This is a genomic window from Streptomyces sp. NPDC054841, assembly GCF_053611045.1.
The window spans coordinates 1-14,921 of record NZ_JBSGZO010000200.1 but is presented as its reverse complement, the minus strand read 5'-3'; the positions used below and the strand labels follow the sequence as shown (position 1 = coordinate 14,921).

General features: G+C 69.9%; 19 protein-coding genes, 1 pseudogene and 1 riboswitch. Of the genes and pseudogenes, 7 read left to right on the top strand and 13 right to left on the bottom strand.

Annotation, left to right across the window (positions count from 1 at the left end; genetic code table 11):
• Nucleotides 1–89: 89 nt before the first annotated feature.
• A complete protein-coding gene (locus ACWGI8_RS24645; RefSeq protein WP_453663996.1) occupies nucleotides 90–1,301 on the bottom strand; it encodes a helix-turn-helix domain-containing protein in 1,212 nt (403 codons plus the stop codon).
• A 140-nt stretch (nucleotides 1,302–1,441) separates the two neighbouring features.
• Between ACWGI8_RS24645 and ACWGI8_RS24640 the strand changes: the two genes are divergently transcribed.
• Complete coding sequence (locus ACWGI8_RS24640; RefSeq protein ID WP_453663994.1) at nucleotides 1,442–1,762, top strand: hypothetical protein; 321 nt, start codon at nucleotides 1,442–1,444, stop codon at nucleotides 1,760–1,762.
• Nucleotides 1,763–2,335: 573 nt separating this feature from the next.
• Entirely contained in the window at nucleotides 2,336–2,536 is a 201-nt protein-coding gene (locus ACWGI8_RS24635; RefSeq protein ID WP_453663992.1) for a DUF397 domain-containing protein, read from the top strand.
• A 488-nt stretch (nucleotides 2,537–3,024) separates the two neighbouring features.
• Here the strand turns inward: ACWGI8_RS24635 and ACWGI8_RS24630 are convergent.
• Nucleotides 3,025–3,240, bottom strand: a pseudogene (locus ACWGI8_RS24630) (ABC transporter ATP-binding protein); the annotation flags it as partial.
• A 78-nt stretch (nucleotides 3,241–3,318) separates the two neighbouring features.
• Here ACWGI8_RS24630 and ACWGI8_RS24625 point away from each other — a divergent pair.
• Complete coding sequence (locus ACWGI8_RS24625; protein ID WP_453663991.1) at nucleotides 3,319–3,633, top strand: hypothetical protein; 315 nt, start codon at nucleotides 3,319–3,321, stop codon at nucleotides 3,631–3,633.
• A gap of 82 nt (nucleotides 3,634–3,715) precedes the next feature.
• Nucleotides 3,716–4,129: a fic family toxin-antitoxin system, toxin component gene (locus ACWGI8_RS24620; RefSeq protein WP_453663989.1), complete on the top strand. Its 414-nt coding sequence runs from the start codon at nucleotides 3,716–3,718 to the stop codon at nucleotides 4,127–4,129.
• On the opposite strand, the gene ACWGI8_RS24615 is transcribed toward ACWGI8_RS24620, so the two are convergent.
• From ACWGI8_RS24615 to bioB, 5 genes are all read right to left on the bottom strand, one after another.
• Complete coding sequence (locus ACWGI8_RS24615) at nucleotides 4,123–4,803, bottom strand: class I SAM-dependent methyltransferase (protein WP_453663988.1); 681 nt, start codon at nucleotides 4,801–4,803, stop codon at nucleotides 4,123–4,125. The two genes, ACWGI8_RS24620 and ACWGI8_RS24615, sit on opposite strands and share 7 nt — an antisense overlap.
• 169 nt (nucleotides 4,804–4,972) lie before the next feature.
• Nucleotides 4,973–5,338 (bottom strand): VOC family protein, encoded by a 366-nt coding sequence (locus tag ACWGI8_RS24610; protein WP_453663986.1) that lies wholly within the window; start codon nucleotides 5,336–5,338, stop codon nucleotides 4,973–4,975.
• Between the two features lie 5 nt (nucleotides 5,339–5,343).
• Nucleotides 5,344–6,060 (bottom strand): dethiobiotin synthase, encoded by a 717-nt coding sequence (bioD, locus tag ACWGI8_RS24605; RefSeq protein ID WP_453663985.1) that lies wholly within the window; start codon nucleotides 6,058–6,060, stop codon nucleotides 5,344–5,346.
• Nucleotides 6,061–6,279: 219 nt separating this feature from the next.
• The gene (locus ACWGI8_RS24600; RefSeq protein WP_453663984.1) at nucleotides 6,280–7,578 is read right to left on the bottom strand and encodes an adenosylmethionine--8-amino-7-oxononanoate transaminase; all 1,299 of its coding nucleotides are present in this window, start codon (nucleotides 7,576–7,578) and stop codon (nucleotides 6,280–6,282) included.
• On the bottom strand, nucleotides 7,571–8,743 hold the full coding sequence (gene bioB, locus ACWGI8_RS24595; protein WP_453663982.1) for a biotin synthase BioB: 1,173 nt from the start codon (nucleotides 8,741–8,743) through the stop codon (nucleotides 7,571–7,573). The genes ACWGI8_RS24600 and bioB overlap by 8 nt, the downstream gene beginning before the upstream one ends.
• 145 nt (nucleotides 8,744–8,888) lie before the next feature.
• On the opposite strand from bioB, the gene ACWGI8_RS24590 reads away from it, so the two are divergent.
• Nucleotides 8,889–10,046, top strand: coding sequence for an 8-amino-7-oxononanoate synthase (locus ACWGI8_RS24590; RefSeq protein WP_453663980.1), 1,158 nt, complete (start codon nucleotides 8,889–8,891; stop codon nucleotides 10,044–10,046).
• A 13-nt stretch (nucleotides 10,047–10,059) separates the two neighbouring features.
• On the opposite strand, the gene ACWGI8_RS24585 is transcribed toward ACWGI8_RS24590, so the two are convergent.
• Together ACWGI8_RS24585 and ACWGI8_RS24580 are read right to left on the bottom strand one after the other, a co-directional pair.
• Entirely contained in the window at nucleotides 10,060–10,278 is a 219-nt protein-coding gene (locus ACWGI8_RS24585) for a DUF397 domain-containing protein (RefSeq protein WP_453663978.1), read from the bottom strand.
• 15 nt (nucleotides 10,279–10,293) lie between these two features.
• Nucleotides 10,294–11,151: a helix-turn-helix domain-containing protein gene (locus ACWGI8_RS24580; protein ID WP_453663977.1), complete on the bottom strand. Its 858-nt coding sequence runs from the start codon at nucleotides 11,149–11,151 to the stop codon at nucleotides 10,294–10,296.
• 243 nt (nucleotides 11,152–11,394) lie between these two features.
• Here ACWGI8_RS24580 and ACWGI8_RS24575 point away from each other — a divergent pair, with 243 nt between their 5' ends.
• Nucleotides 11,395–11,838 carry an ATP-binding protein gene (locus tag ACWGI8_RS24575; protein ID WP_453663975.1) on the top strand — a complete coding sequence of 148 codons (444 nt, stop codon included), beginning with the start codon at nucleotides 11,395–11,397 and terminating at the stop codon, nucleotides 11,836–11,838.
• A gap of 105 nt (nucleotides 11,839–11,943) precedes the next feature.
• Here the strand turns inward: ACWGI8_RS24575 and ACWGI8_RS24570 are convergent, their stop codons facing one another.
• From ACWGI8_RS24570 to ACWGI8_RS24555, 4 genes are all read right to left on the bottom strand, one after another.
• The gene (locus ACWGI8_RS24570; protein WP_453663974.1) at nucleotides 11,944–12,477 is read right to left on the bottom strand and encodes a DUF6328 family protein; all 534 of its coding nucleotides are present in this window, start codon (nucleotides 12,475–12,477) and stop codon (nucleotides 11,944–11,946) included.
• 88 nt (nucleotides 12,478–12,565) lie between these two features.
• Nucleotides 12,566–13,042, bottom strand: coding sequence for a C40 family peptidase (locus tag ACWGI8_RS24565; RefSeq protein ID WP_453663972.1), 477 nt, complete (start codon nucleotides 13,040–13,042; stop codon nucleotides 12,566–12,568).
• Nucleotides 13,043–13,045: 3 nt separating this feature from the next.
• A riboswitch (cyclic di-AMP (ydaO/yuaA leader) is annotated at nucleotides 13,046–13,197 on the bottom strand.
• A gap of 363 nt (nucleotides 13,198–13,560) precedes the next feature.
• Complete coding sequence (locus ACWGI8_RS24560; RefSeq protein ID WP_453663971.1) at nucleotides 13,561–13,869, bottom strand: hypothetical protein; 309 nt, start codon at nucleotides 13,867–13,869, stop codon at nucleotides 13,561–13,563.
• Nucleotides 13,870–13,876: 7 nt separating this feature from the next.
• On the bottom strand, nucleotides 13,877–14,512 hold the full coding sequence (locus ACWGI8_RS24555; protein WP_453663970.1) for an ATP-dependent Clp protease proteolytic subunit: 636 nt from the start codon (nucleotides 14,510–14,512) through the stop codon (nucleotides 13,877–13,879).
• A 123-nt stretch (nucleotides 14,513–14,635) separates the two neighbouring features.
• On the opposite strand from ACWGI8_RS24555, the gene ACWGI8_RS24550 reads away from it, so the two are divergent.
• On the top strand, nucleotides 14,636–14,917 hold the full coding sequence (locus ACWGI8_RS24550; RefSeq protein WP_453663968.1) for a type II toxin-antitoxin system Phd/YefM family antitoxin: 282 nt from the start codon (nucleotides 14,636–14,638) through the stop codon (nucleotides 14,915–14,917).
• Nucleotides 14,918–14,921: the final 4 nt, after the last annotated feature.

Below are 14,921 nucleotides of genomic sequence, written 5' to 3'. Positions count from 1 at the left end.
AATACGCCCAGTATGAGGACGACCCTCCGCCTTGCGATGCACCGCATCTGACGCCGCGCGCTGATCCACCGGGGATTACGGGACAGCCCTTAGGTTGCCTCGTCCAGAACTTCCCGCACTTCTGGCACGTCCCTATATTCATCTAGCCTGTGCAGGACAACCTTTACGCGTTCCGCTGTGCGTTCGCTCGCGATGTCTGCGGAAAGCAGGATGACCCGCTGTGCCGTTGTTGCCGCTTCCTCGGGTTCGTTGGCGTCGGCCAGTGCTACGGCAAGCCACGAGAGGTACAGGGCAAGTTCGCGGGTGTGCGTAGCGTCGTACCGGGCCAGCACTTCCCGAAGTAGCGGAACAGCGCGTAAAGGCTTCTTCAGCTCTGTATAGACGCGCGACTCCATCACTTGCAACTCGCCTGCCTCAACCCAGTACAGGTATTGGGGTGACTCCCTCGCTTCGCTGTCGTTTGCCAGTGATTCGGATGCCTGGCCCAGGGCGCGAATTGCTGACTGCGCTTCATTGGCTTGCGTGTGCGCCCAGGCGATTCGGTCGAGATATAGAGCGCGCGCTTTGGGGGGCGCGTCGTCGCCTGCCGCTTCCAATGCAGCCCGGGCGAGTGTAAGGCTCTCTTTCGCGTTCCCTGTATTGCTGTATTGATACGCGAGCGATCCGGCGAGATTGCCGACTAGTGTTCCGTCCCCCGCCTGCCGGGCAGCGCTCATGCCGAGTTTGTAGATGCGTTCCGCTTCCTCATGGCGCCCAGCATCAGAGGCAATCCACCCGGCAATCTGTGCCAGCTCACCAATCTGCACGAGCAACGCGCGCCCGACTTCTTCTGTGTGGCTTCCCTCGCGGTGCAGCTTTACCGCGGAGCGCAACTCCCTAAGCGCCGGGCCGATTAGGTCACCACCCGCTAGGAAGTCATCCGCGAGGCGCAATCCGTGCACTCGGCCGGCTAGGTCGGTAACGTCACCTGCACCAATTCGGCGCCCCGGTCCGGCTTTCAGTGGCGCCAATGGGTCGGTAGCGGGGAGGAAGTCAGCAACCGTGACGGGAGCGCCCTCCTGGGCGTCGCTCGTGGCTGCCTGTTCAAGCTCATTGGCAGACACGTCCAAGGCGGCGGCAAGGGACGGCAGCCATTCACGCGGCGTGCGCTTGCCTTTCTCGTACCGGTAGATGTCCTGCCGGGTGAGGGAATCGGGCGGTAAACCCGCCGCGCGGCATGCCTCCGCCGCTAGTCGCGCCTGACTCCACCCTTTGGCTTGCCGTAGGCGCCGGATCATGTGGGCCGCTGTCTCTCCGCGCATATCTCAAGTCTGGCCTACATGGGGCCTACACGGGGCCGCTAGGCACCGATTCGTCCCAGGGGCAGCCTGGTCCGACGCAAGGACCCCCGCAACCGCGCGAACGGCTCGGGGGCGTGGACCACCTGAGAGAGCAGGCAGTCATGGACTTTGTAACACGTCTACTCGGATGGGTGACGGTCGCCCTGTTGGGCCGACGTACGCCCGGCAGGCACAGGGCCCAGGTGCCCCAGGCTGCCGCCCAGGCGCACGCCCAGCTCTCCCCTGACGTCTGGGGCGCGGGTCTGGGAGCAGCCCGCATGCACCGCGAGGGGCGCGCCCCATGCGTGCCGACCCTGCCGGAACCGCGCGCACAGTGGTTCCCGCCCGCCCCATGGGAGCGCCCCATGACCCTGGTCCGGCCCTACCTGTTGTGCCACCTGGGCGAGGAATGGCGCTATGTCGTGGCCGGAAGGGTCGCGTGATCACGTGGCTATCTCGATCGGTGTCTACCGGGTCAATGCCGAGACCGGCGCCCGGACGGAAGTTCAGGACAAGGTGACGCATCTGTGCCCGCCCGACAGGCCGTCGGATGCGGGATTTCCGCTTCCCGCCCTGTGAATGCCCGCGCTGCAAGGCAAAGCGACAGGCTGCGGAGGCGACGCCGTGACCCGGACTGGGCGAATCGCGACCGCGCTCATGTCAGCAGAGAGCACCACGCAACAGGCGTACAGGGCATGGCTGGAGCACGCTCAGGGCTGCGCAGGCTGCACTACTGCCCACAAGGCCGATAACGGCTGTGAGACCGGTCAACGCCTATGGCGCATCTACCGGGATTCGCGCGACCAGTAGGCGCCCAGGCGCCCCAGCAAGACCAGCAAGAAACGCGATGGCGGCCGAATCCGCGTAAGGGCCGCAACGAATAACCCCGTGCCGCTGTACCTCCCCCATTCGTCCGGCACGGGTAGCGCCCCCAGCTGTCCCTTGTCGGCGAGCAGTTGGGGGCGCACTCAATACGGCGCGGGGACCGATTCCCCGCACTCAGAGGGAAGGGAAGCATGATGGACGCACCCGAATTCGAGTTCATCGGCACGCAGGCGTGCCGTGATGCGCGCGTCGACAACTGCCCGCAGGTGGCAATGAACGTGCCGGGCGTTGTGGCGTTGCGGGACTCTGAGCGGCCGGACATCATCGTCACGATGACCGAGGACGGATGGGCGAACCTCGCCGCAGCCGTCAAGGCCGGAGAGTTCGACTAAGGGCTGTCCCGTAATCCCCGGTGGATCAGCGCGCGGCGTCAGATGCGGTGCATCGCAAGGCGGAGGGTCGTCCTCATACTGGGCGTATTCGGGCGATCCGACAACGCAGCGAGGTGCCGTAGCTGTCGTCGTGCGCCCGCCGGGGATTACGGGACAGCCCTTAGGCAATGAGGTAGGACTGCATGGAGGAGTGCCCGCGCTGTGGCACAGGGTGTCCCGTAGACCCAGAGAACGGGTTGCCCTGGTGCGCGCAGTGCGGGCACTTTTTCGCGCTCTCGGAGCCTGCCTGCCGTGGCCTGTGGTGGTGGCGCAACGCTGCCACCCGCGCGCCCGTCCAGCCGCGGGAACACTGACGCGCCCTTCAACTGCCCTTCTTGCACTGGGCGTTGGGGGCGTTGTGCTGTGTGGCCCCTGACCTGGGCGGTTGCCCTCCGGTGCCGACTGGCTACACAGCGTGGCTCATGCGGCAATCGGGTACACAGACCATGTGTGGGCTTGCCCGAGCCGGACGGGCCCATCACGGCCGTGAACCGCCCCCGCGCGATGTCCACGTCCACCGCGTCCAGCGCGAGGACCGCCGTCTCGCCCGTCCCGTACGCCTTGGTGAGGCCGCGCGCCCGCGCGGCGAGCGGTGCGTCCGCGGGCAGTTCCTGGGCGGGCGCTGTGGCAGGTGTGGACAAGACTGCCTCCCGGGTCGTGGGCATCGACAGCTCCCGTACCCCTGAGCGTACGGGCTCGCCTGGGCCTTGTCGGCGCTAGCGCCACCGCGCTAGCTTGAGTGTGTGGCGAAGACTCAGCTGAACGTGCGCGTGGACGAGACCACCGCCGAGGCCGCGCGCCGGCGGGCACACCAGCGTGGTCTGAGCGTGAACCGCTACATCGAAGAGCTCGTCAAGCAGGACGCGGGCGAGGTGGGCCGCACTTTCGTCGAGGCCGCCGCCGACTTCATGAAGCAGTACGAGTCGGTGTTCGCGGAGGAGTTCGGGGCGGAGTCCGGGGCAGCGAACGGCACGACCGGCGCCGAACGCACGGACGAGCAAAGCACGCAAGGCGCGCAAGGCACACAAGGCAAGCGAGGGGGCCAGGGCAAGCGTTGACTTCGCGCAGGTTCATCCGCCGGGGCGCCCGTGCCTCGCGGAACCCCTGTGCGGCCGCCTACCCCTGAGACAGCCGACACCCATGGACAACGACGAATCCGCCGAGACACCGTCACATGGCGGCACAAACCTGTCGATCGACCTCGCCTGGCTTCTCATGGTCGCCGAGCACAAGACGCCCGGCGATCCGCAGGTCACCGACTGGGGTGCACTGATCGCCGCCGTCAGCCGGCACGAAGCGGAGATATTCGGCACCCCGGTCTACGACGATCCGCACACCCGCGCCGCCTCCCTGCTGCAGCTCCTTCTGCACGTCCCCGCCCTCGAGCACTCCAATGCGATGTTCGCCTCGGCGGTCGCGTACGGCTATCTCGCCGCGTGCGGGCTGAAAGTCGTCACCTCGCCCGAACGCGTCCGCGACCTCGCCCGGCTGGTGAAGCAAGGCACGGCCGATGTCCGGGACATCGCCGGTGAACTGCGGCGATGGAGTCAGTGACGGTCCACGTGCGGCCGTCGCGCAACACCGAGCACACAGAAGGACGTGGGGAGTTGGGGGCCCCTCTCCGGTACCCGCAGCCGCCGGTACTCACCCAGCTGGAACCCGGCCGCCTCGATCGCGGCGAGCGGATCGCGGGCCGTGTGGCAACCTCCGAAGAGCCGTGGCCACACCGTCCGGTCCAGGCCCCGCTGCACCTTGGCCATCGCTCCGCCGGGCGCCACCCCGTGCTCGAAGAACCGCAGCTCACCGCCGGGGCGCAGGACACGTCTGATTTCTGAGAGAGCGCGTGGCAGGTCCCGGACGCTGCACAGCACCAGGGACGCGACCGCCGCGTCGAACGCCTCGCTCTTCACCGGAAGCGCCTCCGCGGCGCCCGGCACCACATCGACGGGCACATCCGCGTGCCTGGCCGCCGTCACCGCCAACCGCCGCAGCGTGCGTTCCGGTTCGAGGGCGACCACCTCGGACACGGCGCCGGGGTAGTGCGTGAAGTTCAGCCCGTTGCCCGCGCCGATCTCGATGACCCGGCCGGACAGACCTGACAGCAGCTCCTCGCGGTGTGCGGCGATCCCGCCGCGGAGGTCGGCGGACACACTGAACCGGGCGTAGAAACGCGCGAAGACGGGATGGTGCACGGCGTCCCGGGGAACTCTGGAGCTGCGCAGCGGCATGGGGCCTCCTCCGACGTCCGGCGAACCGGTACGGATGGACGGATACGGTGATTGTCCCCCCGGAGGGCCCGGGTCAGTCAGCCCTTCGGCCGGCCCTGTCACTGGGCCCTGTCACTCGGCTCTGTCACCGGGCCCGTCACTGGGCCCGTCACCGGGTCCCGGCACCATCTCACCGGGCCCCGTCACCATGACACTCGGCCACGAAACAGAACTCGTTGCCCTCGGGATCCCGCATGACCTGGAACCGGCCCTGTGCGTCGGTGACCACGTCCCCGACCAGAGCTCCGCCGAGCCCCACCGCCTCGTCGGCCGCGGCCTCGATGTCGGCCACGTCCAGATCCAGGTGGAGCCGGTTCTTGACGGTCTTGCCCTCCGGTACGCGCTGGAAGGCGACGCGTACGAAACCGGGCGGATCGACGTACGCCCAGCCCGCGTTCCGCACCACCGGCTCGCCGCCGAGCAGCGCGGACCAGAACCGGGCGAGAGCCGCGGGCTCCGCGCAGTCGAAGACGATCTCCTCCACTCGTGCTCGCATGGTGATCAGCGTACGGTCGCGCCGAAGGCGGCCGCGTCCCACACACCGCCGAGCGCGGGCGCCAGCCAGCTCGGCGCCGCCGTACGGAACGCCGACGGCGCCAGCGAGCCCGAGCCCTCGGGTACGACGCCGAGCAGTTCCGTGCCCGCCGACTCCGGCAGATCCGCCAGATTGCAGCGCGCCGCGAGATCAGGCACTGCGGGCCAGCTGCCCACCACGACCCCCAGCGGCTCCAGCGAGCGCGCCCGCAGGGCCTCGGTGGTGAGCGCGGTCGCGTTCAGCGTGCCGAGCCCGGCGGGGGCCACGACCAGCACGGGGGCGCGCAGCAGCCGGGCTGCGTCGGCGAGCGTGCCGCCCTGTTCGTCGAACCGGACGAGCAGACCGCCGGCGCCCTCGACGAGCACGAGATCGTGCTCCGTGGCGAGCTTCTCGGCGGCCTCGGCGACTTGCTGCGGGCCCACCGGGGTCATGCCCGCCCGTCGTGCGGACGTCGCCGGTGCCAACGGTTCGGGGAACCGGGCGAGTTCGATGCCGGTCACCCCGGGGCCCGCGAGCCGTGCGGCTTCCTCGGCGTCACCGGCCTCACCGGTCGCGAGCCCGGTCTGCGCGGGCTTCAGCACCGCCACCGTCCGGCCCTGCGCCGCGGCGACGGCGGCGAGGGCCGCGGTGACCACGGTCTTGCCGATCTCGGTCCCGGTTCCGCTGACGACGATGACGCCCATGCGCTGCTGCTCCTTGTCGTTGTGTTCTTGTCGTCCTGCGTTCGGGAGAATTGGAGGGCTCTGCCCCCGAACGCCCGCGCCGCGCACGCCGGCGGGGCTCATTCCGAGCCCGTCCGGCGTTCGAGGACGGACGCTCCGGCCCACCGGACGGTGCCGGTCGGCTTCGGAGCCGCGCCCGCAGGGCGTACCGGGGTCCGGGCACCGACCCCGGCTATCCCGTCACCCCGCCGCCGCGGCCGCGCAGACCGCTCGCGTGATGCGGGCGAGGTCCTCGTCGCCGGTCACGTACGGCGGCATCGTGTAGATCAGATCACGGAACGGCCGGAGCCACACGCCTTCGCGAACGGCCGCCTCCGTCGCCGCGGCCATGTCCACGGGGTGGTCCAGCTGGACGACGCCGATTCCGCCGAGGACGCGGACGTCGCGCACCCCGGTCAGGGAGGCGGCGTCGGCGAGCCCCTCGCGCAGGCCGGCCTCCAGACGCTTGACCTCCTGGCCCCAGTCCTGGCCGAGCAGCAGGTCGATCGACGCGCACGCGACCGCCGCCGCCAGCGGGTTCCCCATGAACGTGGGCCCGTGGGCCAGAACGGGGACCTCGCCCTGCGAGATCCCGTCCGCCACCCTGCCCGTGCACAGCGTCGCCGCCATTGTCAGATAGCCGCCGGTCAACGCCTTGCCGAGGCACATGACATCGGGCGAGACAGCCGCGTGCCCGGCGGCGAACAGCGTGCCGGTGCGCCCGAACCCGGTCGCGATCTCGTCGAAGATCAGCAGTACACCGTGCTCGTCGCAGGCCTCCCGCAGCACCCGCAGATACCCGGGGGAGTGGAACCGCATCCCCCCGGCGCCCTGCACGACCGGCTCCACGATCACCGCGGCCAGCTCGTGCGCGTGCCGCCCGATCTGCTCCCGCAGGTGATCCGCGTACGTCTCCTGGTACGACTCGTACCCGGACGGCGGAGCGTCCGCGAAGACCTGCCGGGGCAGCACGCCCGACCACAGCTCGTGCATCCCGCCGTCCGGGTCGCACACGGCCATCGGCTGCCAGGTGTCCCCGTGGTACCCACCGCGCCAGGTGAGCAGCCGCCGCTTCGCCGGCTGTCCCACCGAGCGCCAGTACTGGAGACACATCTTCACGGCGACCTCGACGGAGACCGAGCCCGAGTCGCAGAGGAAGACATGCCGGAGCGGCTCCGGGGTGATGTCCACCAGCCGGGTGGCGAGCCGGACGGCGGGCTCATGGGTGAGCCCGCCGAACATGACATGGCTCATGCGGTCCAGCTGGCCGCGCGCGGCCTCGTTCAGCACCGGGTGGTTGTAGCCGTGGATCGCCGACCACCAGGAGGACATCCCGTCGACCAACTCGGCGCGGCCGTGGGCCGGTTCGGCGAGCCGGAGCCGTACTCCGGACGCGGACTCCACGACCAGCGGGTCCGTACGGCCCGGCATCGGGCCGTACGGGTGCCAGACATGGGCCCGGTCGAGGGCGACGAGTTCGCGCGCGTCGGGGCTACGCATTGGGCGCGAGGTCCGTCCCGGCGCCGCGGCGGCGCACCGCCACCAGATCCGTGCGAGCCGCCGCCGCTTCCGCGGGGGCCTGGGTGGTCTCCTGCGGTGTGTCACCGCAGGGCGCGCAGCCACCGCCACCGTGCGAGCCGCAACCGCCCGCCACCGCGTCAGCCCGGTGCTCCGGAAGCGTCGTGGTGTCCGTGCCCTCCACCTCGAAGCCCGCGTCCGCGATCATTTCGAGGTCCGCCTTGCCGGCCTGGCCCTCACTGGTCAGATAGTCGCCCAGGAAAATCGAGTTGGCGAGGTGCAGCGCGAGCGGCTGGAGCGTACGCAGATGGACCTCGCGGCCACCCGCGAGCCGTACCTCCACGTCCGGACAGACGAACCGCACCATGGCGAGGATCCGCAGCGCCCGCTGCGGCGTCAGGTTCCACTCCTTGGCGAGCGGCGTGCCCTCGAACGGGATCAGGAAGTTCACCGGCACCGAGTCCGGGTCCAGCTCGCGCAGCGCGAACACCACATCGACCAGGTCCTCGTCGCTCTCGCCCATACCCGCGATCAGGCCCGAGCAGGCCGAGAGACCGGCGGCGTGCGCCTTCTCGACGGTGTCCACGCGGTCCGCGTACGTGTGCGTGGTCGTGATGTCCCCGTACGTCCCCTCGGACGTGTTGAGGTTGTGGTTGTAGGCGTCGGCGCCCGCGGCGCGCAGCCGCTCCGCCTGGCCGTCGGAGAGCAGCCCGAGGCAGGCGCACACCTCGACGCCCTCGTTCTGCTCCTTGATCGCCTCGATGGTCTGCGAGACCCGGTCGACGTCCCGGTCCGTCGGGCCCCGGCCGCTCGCGACCAGGCAGACCCGCTTCGCGCCACCCGCGACCCCGGCGGCCGCCGCCTGCGACGCCTCGTCCGGCTTCAGCCAGGTGTACTTGAGGATCTCCGCCTTGGAGCCGAGCCGCTGGGAGCAGTACGAACAGTCTTCCGGGCACAGACCGGACTTCAGGTTGACGAGATAGTTCAGTTTCACTCGCCGTCCGAACCACTGACGGCGTACCTTTCCGGCCGCGGCCACCACTTCGAGCAGATCGTCGTCGGAGGTCGCCAGCACGGCGAGCGCTTCTTCGCGGGTCGGCAGCTCACGCCGCAGGCCCTTGTCCACCAGCGTGTTCAGGAGGTCCATGGCGCCGATCCTCGCCTACCGGACACTCCCCGGCCAAGGAGGAACTCCACAACAGACGCCGAATGAGGTGTGTGTATGGCCACACTCTGACCTCGCCTGTCCAGGGATAGGGTCTGTGCGCTGCCTACAAAAGGACCGGAGCCTCATGTCCCAGGCCTTGCCCCAGGATCCCTTCCACTGGACCGACGGCGCGGCGCGGCGCCGCGCGGACGCCGGGCTCGTACGTACGCTCCGCCCGCGATCCGCCGACGCCACCCTGCTCGATCTCGCGAGCAACGACTACCTCGGTCTCACCCGCAGGCCTGAGATCACCGCGGCCGCGGCCGAGGCGGCCCGGCGCTGGGGCGCGGGCGCCACCGGCTCCCGGCTGGTCACCGGCAGCACCGAACTCCACGCCGAACTGGAGCGGGAGCTGGCCGAGTTCTGCGGGTTCGAGGCCGCGCTCGTGTTCTCCTCCGGGTACGCGGCCAATCTCGCTGCGCTGACGGCGCTCAGCGACCACGGGTCCCTGATCGTCTCGGACGCGGGCAACCACGCCTCGATCGTCGACGGGTGCCGGCTCTCGCGGGCCGAGACCGCTGTGGTGCCGCACGCCGACCCCGAGGCCGTGCGCAAGACGCTCGACGCGCACCCGGGACGGCGCGCCCTGGTCGTCTCCGACTCGGTCTTCTCCGTGGACGGCGACGCCGCCCCGCTGACCGGGTTCGCCGATGTGTGCCGGGCGCACGGCGCGGCGCTGGTCGTCGATGACGCGCACGGCCTCGGAGTCCTCGGCGACGGTGGCCGGGGTGCCCTGGACGCGGCGGGACTCGCGGGCGCCACGGGCGTCGTGGCCACCCTCACCCTCTCCAAGTCCCTCGGCAGCCAGGGCGGTGCGGTCCTGGGCCCGGCGCGGGTCATCGACCATCTGGTCAACGCCGCCCGCACCTTCATCTTCGACACCGGCCTCGCCCCGGCCGCGGCGGGTGCGGCCCTGGCGAGCCTGCGGCTGCTGCGCCGCGAACCCGCCCTCGCGGACCGTGCGCGTGCCGTCGCCACGACGCTGCACGACCGGCTGACGGGCGCCGGACTGACGGCCGCGCGTCCGGACGCGGCCGTGGTCTCCGTACAGGCGCCGTCGCCGGAGTCGGCCGTGCGCTGGGCGGCGGACTGCAGGGCCCGGGGACTGGCAGTCGGCTGCTTCCGGCCGCCGTCCGTGCCGGACGGCATCTCCCGGATCAGGCTCACCGCGCGGGCCGATCTCACGCCTCAGCAGGTCGAGACGGCGGTCGCCACCATCCTGGGGAGCGCGCCCGCCGTCTGAGCCGGTGGGTCCGTCAGCCGGCCGAGTCCTCTCCCAGCCCGCGCAGGAAGCCGGTCCAGGCGGCGGGGGAGAACCGCAGCACCGGCAGATGGACGTTCTTCGAGTCCCGCACGGCCAGAGCGCCGTCGGCGCAGCGTGCGGTCTCGACGCAGTTGTTCATTCCGACACTGCGGCTGCTGCGCTGCCACGGAGTGCGCAGCGGGGTGTGTAAGAGTGCGTCGTGAGCAGACATTGGGGGGTGCCTTCCCTACGCGCCGTCACCGATCCCGGTGATGAGATCCAACGAGTCGTGGAGCGAGAGCGCATGCGCCTGCATGGTGCGGAACGCGGCGCCGTACGCATCAAGGTCTTCTTTCCGCTCCAGATAGAGACTACTCGTCAAGTGGTCAAGAACAACCACGTCCAGATCAGAAGTGTTCGGAAAAGAGAAGATAACGAAAGGTCCGGTGAGTCCCACATAGCCACCGGTCGAGAACGGCAGCACCTGCAGCCGGACATGGGGGAGCCGGGCCATGTCCAGCACCCTCCTCAACTGTCCGCGCATGACCCGCGGACCGCCCACCTGCCGCCGCAGCACCGCCTCGTCCAGCACCGCGCTGAACTCCAGCGGCCGCTCCGCACGGAGCACTTGCTGACGGGCGATCCGGACCTCCACCAGTGAGTCCACGGTGGCCGACGGCAGCCCTTCGAGCGCGGAACGGGTCACGGCCCGCGCGTAGTCGGGGGTCTGCAGCAGCCCTGGCACCACCGACGTCTCCAACGTCCGGGCCGTGCTCGCCTGGGACTCCAGACTGATGAAGTCCCGGTACTGCGGCGGGATCACCCCCCGATAGGCGTGCCACCAGCCCGTACCGCCGCCGTCCGCCGAACCGGCCAGCGTCCCCAGCAGTTCACGCAGCCGCTGGTCGACGACCCCGTACGCATCGAGCAGCCGGGCCACGTCCGCCGGCTTCGCCCCGCTCGTGCCCGTCTCGATCCGGCTCACCTTCGACTGGTGCCAGCCCACGAGCCGCGCCGCCTCCCGGCTGGTGAGGCCCGCGCCGAGCCGCAGCCCGCGCAACTCCTCCCCGAGCTTGCGCCGGCGCACCACGGGACCGTGCCGCATCCCCGTCTCCTCCTTCGGCCGCCGAATACCCCGGCGAATCGCAGCGCCGAGTATGAGCCCAAATACGGTCTCGCGTCGCAGAGTTCACCGCTTTGAGCGACAGATATATGCATATCCTGGTGGAACGGCACCACCGGCGACAGCAGGAGTGGCAGTCTGGCGCGAAGCACAATCCGAGGCTGTTCCGGCACATCATCCGCTACGTGCCGCAATCCGGCCCCGGTGGGAAAGGGACAGCCCGCCATGGCAGATCACCAGGAAGCATCCGTCACTCTGCCGAGCAATCCCGCCTCGGTCCCCGCCGCGCGGAGATACGTCTCCGACATCCTCACCGAGTGGGGACTGCCGGGGGAGGCCGAAGCGGCCGACACCGTACGGCTCATCGTCTCCGAACTCGCCACCAACGCCGTGCAGCACACCTTCGGACAGTCGCCGACCTTCACGGTCGACGTCCGGCTGGAGCGCGACGAGCAGCTGCGCATCGGCGTCACCGACAGTCACCCCCGATGGCCGCAGCGGCTGCCCGCAGCCGTCCAGCAGGACAACGGCCGGGGCATGGTGATCATCCGCTGGCTCACCGCGGAGTGCGGCGGGCGGCTGTCCGTCAGCCCCACCCCGGAGGGCGGCAAGACCATCTGGATCGTCCTGCCCTGGGCTGCCGCCGCCCCCGTGCAGAACCCCGGCTGACCGGGTGGCGGCCGGCCGGGCGGTCGGCGCGGCGGTGACCCGGCCGGTGGCCACGGTCCGGCCGCGTACCGCCCGGACCGTGGAGAAGGCCGCCGGCGCGGGCCCTCACCGCCCTGCGCCGGGCGCTGACGACGGGTCTTCCTGCGAGTCCTCCTGCGAGGTGATGTGCAGGCCCACGAGCCAGGGCAGCAGGCCCCACAGCCCCGCGCAGACGAGCAGCGTCGCGGCCGCGGCGATCACTCCCTCGGGCGTGCCGTGCACGACATCGACGACCAGCAGTACCGCCGAGGTCAGCGCCAGGGCGAGCACCGCCATGCCGATGCCGGCCAGCCGGGAGGAGATGTCGACGATCTCCCGTTTGGCACCTCTGCGGAACAGACCGCGGTGCAATGCGGCGGGCGCGGTGAACAGCGCCGCCGCGACAACGGCCAGCATCAGCGTCGTCACGTACGTGCCGCGCTGGAACGAGTTGAGCGAAGGGAAGCGGGCCGTGAAGGCCAGCGTCAGCAGAAAGGCGAACAGGATCTGAACGCCGGTCTGGATGACCCGGAGCTCCTGGAGCAGCTCGACGAAGTTACGGTCGGCCTGCTCCGTCTCGGTCTCGTCCCGCGAGGCGCGGAGGCTTTCGTCATCAGGCATGCATGACGAGTAGCCCGCGCCCCGCGGAACATGCCACCGCTGAGCCGATCGGCGCATTCAGCCGATCGCGTGACGCGGTCCCACAGGGTCAGCGCACGCGCCCGTACCGCACGTTCTTGGACCAGATCTTGCTCAGTTTCACGACGGATCCGGTCTTCGGCGAGTGCCAGATCCTGCCGCCGCCCGCGTAGATACCGACGTGGTACACATACCCGCCGGCATGGAAGAAGACCAGGTCACCGCGTTGCCGCTTGTGGGCGGAGATGTGCCGGGTGCGGTTGTACTGTTGCTGCGCCGTGCGCGGCAGGCGTTTACCGGCCTTCTCGTACGAGTAGAGAATGAGCCCTGAACAGTCGAACCGGTACGGACCGGTGGCCCCGTACCTGTACGGCGCTCCCTTCTTCGACGCGGCCACCTTCAGGGCCTTCGTCGCGTGTGCCGAGGCCGCCTGGGCCTCGGAGACGCCGCCCGGCATGATCAGCGAGCCGCCGACGGCGGCGAGTGTGAGAGCCGAGACGGCACCCGTCCGTGACAACAGGGACGGGACATGTGTCTGCGCAGTCATGCGCAACCCTTCGTCAGCCGCCTGTGAAGGATGACCTGTCGGGTTCGGACCGGCGAAGAACGCCCGGCCGCGCTAGCGGCTTCACCCCGAGGACCGGCCATGCGGCCGGCCCGTACTGCTCGGGTCCTCCACTCCTGCCGAAGCCCTCATGTCGACCAGGCATCCGGTGCGGCGGCAGGACTCGGCGTCCGCCCGGACCGCCCCGCCGCGGTGGCGGGGGCTTGTCGTCCCAGGGATCTTGACGCACTTTCTGCCGGATTTCCGAGTTGAAACGACGATTTGTGAAGCTCCTCACCACTGATCCATTGGAGTGGACAGGGCCGTTTGGCCGAGTTCGCGTGGCCGCGTGACGAGCGCCGTACCAGCAACGGAACGCCGCATTCGATCAGATGGCTCAACGCTGTGCGCAACTCGCCCGATACTTATGCCGAAGCTGCGAGTGGTCCGGATGGGCGACACCCACTCGTACGCCTCCGGCATGGCGCGAGCGGCCTTCCGGGCTTCCGTGTGGCCCGCCGTCAACTCGTCGGCTCGGGCGGCACGGTGATTCGGGAGGCCCTCCGCTCCCCGTCCAACACCCGCAGGGCGCGCGTCAGTGTGGGCGAGTGCAGCTCGCTCTCGCCGCGCGCGTGCATCAGCGCCAGTGAGTCCCTGAGCGCCGCGGCCCGTGCGGCCAGTGCCTGCGCGGCACGGAGCGCGCCATAGGTGTGCGTGCCGTGGGCCGGGTTGATCCGTCCCAGCTGGTCGACGACTTCGAGATAGCAGTCGATGAACTCGCTTTCGGCGCGCGTCAGTGCGGGCAGGGGCGGCAGCTCCGGAGGCAGCAAGGCCGGCTCACCTCGCGCCGGTGGAAATCGCGGACGTCTTGCGGTTCTTGATGATGTGGTCCACGAGGCCGTACTCCCTGGCCGCTGCCGCGTCGAGGACGGTGTCGCGTTCGAGGTCGGCGGCGATGCGCTCGGCGCTCCGACCGGTGTGCCGCACGAGCATGGCGGCGAGCTGCTCGCGCAGCCGGAGCAACTCCTGTGCCTGGATGTCCAGATCGGTCGGCTGGCCCTGGAGCGGCTCGGTCAGGGCGGGCTGCTGGACGATGACCCGGGCGCCGGGCAGGGCCATTCGTTTGCCGGGCGTGCCCGCCGCGAGCAACACGGCGGCGGTGGAGGCGGCCTGACCGAGGCAGGTCGTCGCCACGTCGCAGGTCACCACCTGCATCGTGTCGTAGATCGCGGACATGGCGCTGATCGAGCCCCCGGGGGAGTTGATGTAGAGCGAGATGTCCTGGTCGGGGGCGGCGTACTCGAGGTGCAGGAACTGGGCGATGACGTCGTTGGCCGAGGTGTCGTCGACGGGTGCGCCGAGAAAGATGATCCGCTCGTCCAGCAGCTTCGAATACGGATCCAGGGAGCGGAGCCCGGCGCTGGTGCGCTCGGTGAACTCGGGCAGGACGTAGCGGGCGGAAGGACGGTTCATGACGTGCCTCTCCTCGTGCGCGGCTCTGGTGGCTCTCACGGATCTCATGGCTTGCACGGTCCTCCGGGACTTCCGGGCTCGGTAAAAAATGTACAGGACGTACAGACCGTTAGAATGGGGAGCATGGCCTATGAGATTCCGGTGACGCAAGCCCGCGCAGAGCTCGCCGAGCTGATCAACCGTGTCGTGTACGGCGGCGAGCGCGTGGTCGTCACCCGCCACGGAAAGCCGCTCGCGGCCCTGGTATCCGCTGCTGACCTGGAGCGATTGGAAGGCCTTGAGCGGCCGGCCGAGGACCCCGTGATCACCTCGGTCTCGACGCTGCGCACGTCGTCGCCGTCCGCTCCGGGCGAACGCGGCCGCTTCGGCATCGCGGCGGAGCACCGGGGGCACGGCGCCTCATAAGGTC